This is a genomic window from Pseudoalteromonas sp. MER144-MNA-CIBAN-0113, assembly GCF_040308965.1.
Taxonomy (GTDB): Bacteria; Pseudomonadota; Gammaproteobacteria; order Enterobacterales; family Alteromonadaceae; genus Pseudoalteromonas; species Pseudoalteromonas tetraodonis.
Window position 1 is genome coordinate 1 of the sequence record NZ_JBEOOG010000131.1, and the last position, 4,503, is coordinate 4,503.

The window sequence follows — 4,503 nt, forward strand, 5'->3', positions numbered from 1 at the left end:
AGTCGAAAGATTGAGTCATGTGTCACTCCTGTTTTCTTAATAATACTGAAATGACACAGATTTCTAAACACTACCTTCTAAAACTGTGGCCAAAATTAGTTGACCACTACACTGGTACATTCAAATTATCTATCTGGGTTTTAAAATTTTGATATGATTTAGCTAGAGCTTCTTTGTGAGCATACTCTTGCTGTAATCTTTGCACTTCGCTTCGCCTTTTAGAAGCAAATAGAGCTAACCATACTACCGGTACTATGATAGGTAACTTATGAATCAAGCTATTTAATAGTCCACTAAGATCAGTAATATCAACAAATTTAATGATCTCATTCGCAGTCCAAAAACTATCAATGCTTGATAAGAGCGCTGTTAAAGTTAATATAGATACTGCTGAGTAAAATAAATAAGAATATTGCTTAATTGGTTTACTAAATGATTTTCTCATAACTCTATAGGCTGTAGCTAAACCTGCACTTGTTGCGCCAGGTAGTAATTCTTCAATTTGGGAATTTAATGCTTGATAACGAATTTGTTGTTGCTTCTTAAAGCTATCTAGTTCCTCTTTCCTCTTACTAATCTCTAACTTTAAACCACCATTCAAATTTCCATCTTCATCTTCAATACCATGAACATCCCTGTAGAATAGCTTCAGCTCCTTAAGTTTACTCTCAGTATCATGAAGCATTGTTTCTATTAATTTTTTACTGTCTTCAGACTCAACTTTAGCTTCCTCTATTATTTCTTTAATTGAATCGCTACCGCTGCCTAAAAGTTCAGTTTGATAATCAGAAATTTGCGAGTAATAATCACTAAACTTGGTAAACATTGAATCTATTTTTGATTCTAGGGCGTCTTCAGATTCATTACCTACAAAATACTGTTGGCGTAAATCAGTAATTTCTGCATGGAAGCCTTTTAATTCGGAGTACTTTTCTTCAGTTGAATTTCTATACTCTTCAAATTCATCTAAATACTCAGTTGATTTTCTCTTAAAGTTTTCTAACCCTTGAGCCACTGTCTTTGAATATCCACGAAAAGCTGCTTGTGTAGCTTTAACTGCTTTTGCTGATTCAACTGTATAGGGACGAACATAAGTTAATAAATTATCGGCATATGTATTTGCTTTAATAACATGCTGAATATTTCGGTTATTATTATAGTTTGTTATTTCTTGTAGACATGATTGAGACTGAGTTCGGAAAGAATCCCAGGTAGTAAGAGGTACTAACTCAGGGTCAATAGAATCAATTAAAACATCTAAGAAAGTAATTACTTTTCTTAATCGAGCTAATTCCTCAACATTTGTAATTATGGTTTCGTCATCGACCTGAGAGTCTTCAATTGTGGTTTTTAAGTTACTCCAAACATTCTGAAATGGATGGTTATCAAATTCTTCAAGCCAACGGCTCATTTTAAATATCCTTATTTATTGTAATCTCACCAGCAATCAACTTCGGAAGAAGAGTATCCCTGAGTTTAGTTAATGTTTTTGTTTGTGTTTGATTTCTTGCAACCCCAGACATGATGTTTCCAGCAATAGATTCAAATGCATCTAAGATTTTATTATTGGAGTAAACGCAATATGTCTTCGCTACATCTTCTGGTTTTATTGCAGGGTAAGCAGCACCATCAGCAATGCGCGTGAACTCTTGAATACAATCATCATTAGTTAAAGAAAAATATGCAAAAGCTCTACAATTTTGATTATTTGCTCTAACTACTGCAAACCCTGTACTACCCGTTAAATTATCTTCATTCACATAAGCAAAAGATCTATTTGCAGGCCTAACTACACCTATGATTGTGTCATGTGGTCGCAATATTCTTCTTGCTCGACTTGGTGCTTCAGAAAAACTATATTCTATAGCTTCACCCACAGACCCATTTTTAGCGTTAGCCAAATCAACATATTTAACTACCTCAGGTGCGTTTTTTTTAGTCCAAGATTCTGGGTTTATTTTGCATAGTTCATCAATAGTTTTTGACTCCCACCCCTTTGGTATCCAGCCTAGTTGTTCGTTGTGCTCGAACTCATTGGGGAAGTGGGTGTTGGCGTGTTGCGCTAATATTTTAGGGTTGGCGCTCACGTTTGCTTTCACGGGTGTTTCAGCGGTTTTACCTAATATTTGCACTGCTGCTTGTGTTGCTTCTTTTTTTGGTCGCTGTGCTTGTAACTCGTGAGCGAGCGCACTGAGTGAGGTTTTTATTTCGGCCGCATTTTCTAAACTATCCAGTGCCGCTAAGCGGCGCTGTGCTTTTTGTATTAACTCGTCAGGCAGACTAGTTTCAAGGTTTTCTAACTTAAAATCAGCGCTCGCAAGTAGGTTGTCGAACACGGGATCAAAGTCAACAAACCAGCTTTTAAATAACGCCTGCGCCATTTGTTCTAAGGTTTGGTTGGTTTGGTTGTTTAGGCTTATTTTATGATCGAGTAATTTTAAAAGCTCTACAGCTTTATCCTGTTCTATCTCTGTATCTGGGATACGAAAAGCAAAATCGCGCATCATCTTTAAAGATACATTTTTTATTGTACTGCCAGTTGAACATCTTTGAATATATTCTTGAAATAGATACCCTGATAATATGTACTTAACAAACTCCTTACCGATTCCTTTTTTGAGATTTATATAACAAGCACTTTTACCAAGAACAACTTCCTCACCGTTATATAGAGCCACATTTCCTATAGTTCCATTTATTGATACTAACAATGTAGAGCTTCCAAGCTCTTTTTTATGCTTGTTATATTCTTCCAAACCCACTCGTTTAGTCGAATCTTTATAGACTATTGCCCCACTCTCTAAATTATTTCCATTTACAAAATAATATTCTCCATCATCGGAGTACTTTGGTGTACCATGCAAGCCATCACCAATCCTTTCTGATATATCTGCAAGAGTTGTTGTTTTCCAATTACTCCCCATAACCAAGCGCCTCCAAGTTTTTACGAATGGCTTTATCAAGCTCATCGCTTTGGTTCATTTGACTATAAAGCGTTTTGCTAAGTTTGCTCATTTTAGTTTCGAACGGAATGCCATCGTCTACAATATCGGCAGCGCCCACATAGCGCCCAGGGGTTAGTACGTAGTCGTTTGCTTTTATATCGGCAAGGGTGGCTGATTTACAGTAACCGGCGATATCTTGATACTCTTGCTCTTTATTGGCGCTTTGCTCTTTTTGTGCGCTTTTTGGCTTCGCACCTTCAGTGGCAAGCTCTTCACCGCGCCATATATGGTAGGTTTCGGTTATTTTGGCTATGTCGTCGTTGGTGAGTTCTTTTAGAGTACGGTTAACCATAGAGCCCATTTCGCGAGCGTCTATAAATAGCGTTTCGCCTTGGCGGTCGCGGCGTTTTAGTATGCCTTTTTCGTTATTGCCTTTTTTATCTTTACTTATAAACCATAAACACACCGGAATTTGTGTGGTGTAAAACAACTGCCCTGGTAGGGCTATCATACAATCGACTAAATCGTTTTCGATTATTTTTTGGCGAATATCGCCCTCGCCACTGGTGTTAGAACTCATTGAGCCATTAGCCAGTACAAAGCCTGCGGTGCCATGCTCGCTAAGCTTTGAGATCATATGCATGATCCATGCATAGTTGGCATTACCGGTAGGCGGTGTTGGGTAACCTGCCCAGCGGGCATCGTCGACTAGTTCGTTATCGGCGCGCCACTGTTTTTGGTTAAACGGTGGATTTGCCATTATGTAATCGGCTTTTAGGTCGGGGTGTTGGTCTTTAAAAAAGGTGTCGCCGGCTACATCGCCTAAGTTGCCCGAAATACCACGCACAGCTAGGTTCATTTTTGCCAGTTTATAGGTGGTGTTGGTGTACTCTTGCCCGTAAATAGATATGTTTTTTTGGTTGCCATTATGGCTATTAATAAACTTAAGCGATTGCACAAACATACCGCCCGAGCCACAACAGGGGTCGTAAATTTTGCCTTCGAATGGTTCAATCATATCGGCTATTAGGGTAACAATAGACTTAGGCGTGTAGAACTCGCCCCCGCCTTTACCTTCAGATGCAGCAAATTTACCTAAAAAGTATTCGTAAACACGGCCAACTAAGTCTTCTTCTGTTTTTTCGTTTTGGTTGGCAATAGTGTCGATATTATTAATGGTATCGATAAGCGCTGAGAGCTTACTGGCATCAAGCCCTAAGCGTGAAAAGTAGTTATCTGGCAATGCGCCGGCAAGTGATTTATTGTTTTTTTCTACCGCGTGTAGTGCGGTATCTATTTTAACGGCTATATCGCCTTGCTTGGCGTTGGTTTGAATATACGACCAACGTGCGTCTTTTGGGAGATAAAACACGTTATCCATCGCGTAAAAGTCAACCATGTCGATGTACTCATCACCGTACTCGCTAGCAATGGCTTTTTTACGCCCTTCAAACTTGTCACTAATAAATTTAAGAAAGATTATGAATCGCCCCGAGTTCATCGGAGACCAGTTTGTTTAAGTCAGGCCACTTTACCTGACTCGTTTAAATTATCATAG

The 4,503-nt window shown here is 38.6% G+C and carries 3 protein-coding genes; all 3 read right to left on the reverse strand.

Annotated elements, in window-relative coordinates:
- Positions 1–106 precede the first annotated feature (106 nt).
- The 3 genes from AAEY57_RS18740 to AAEY57_RS18750 are packed head-to-tail and all read right to left on the reverse strand — an operon-like array spanning position 107 to position 4,446.
- Entirely contained in the window at positions 107–1,411 is a 1,305-nt protein-coding gene (locus AAEY57_RS18740) for a coiled-coil domain-containing protein (RefSeq protein ID WP_350608523.1), read from the reverse strand.
- A gap of 1 nt (position 1,412) precedes the next feature.
- Positions 1,413–2,924: a restriction endonuclease subunit S gene (locus AAEY57_RS18745; protein ID WP_350608524.1), complete on the reverse strand. Its 1,512-nt coding sequence runs from the start codon at positions 2,922–2,924 to the stop codon at positions 1,413–1,415.
- Positions 2,914–4,446: an N-6 DNA methylase gene (locus AAEY57_RS18750; RefSeq protein ID WP_350608525.1), complete on the reverse strand. Its 1,533-nt coding sequence runs from the start codon at positions 4,444–4,446 to the stop codon at positions 2,914–2,916. The genes AAEY57_RS18745 and AAEY57_RS18750 overlap by 11 nt, the downstream gene beginning before the upstream one ends.
- Positions 4,447–4,503 lie beyond the last annotated feature (57 nt).

Excerpts from the sequence above, each read along its gene's own strand:
- AAEY57_RS18740 (WP_350608523.1), bottom strand. The coding sequence starts at position 1,411 with ATGAGCCGTTGGCTTGAAGAATTTGATAACCATCCATTTCAGAATGTT.
- AAEY57_RS18745 (WP_350608524.1), bottom strand. The coding sequence starts at position 2,924 with ATGGGGAGTAATTGGAAAACAACAACTCTTGCAGATATATCAGAAAGG.
- AAEY57_RS18750 (WP_350608525.1), bottom strand. The coding sequence starts at position 4,446 with ATGAACTCGGGGCGATTCATAATCTTTCTTAAATTTATTAGTGACAAG.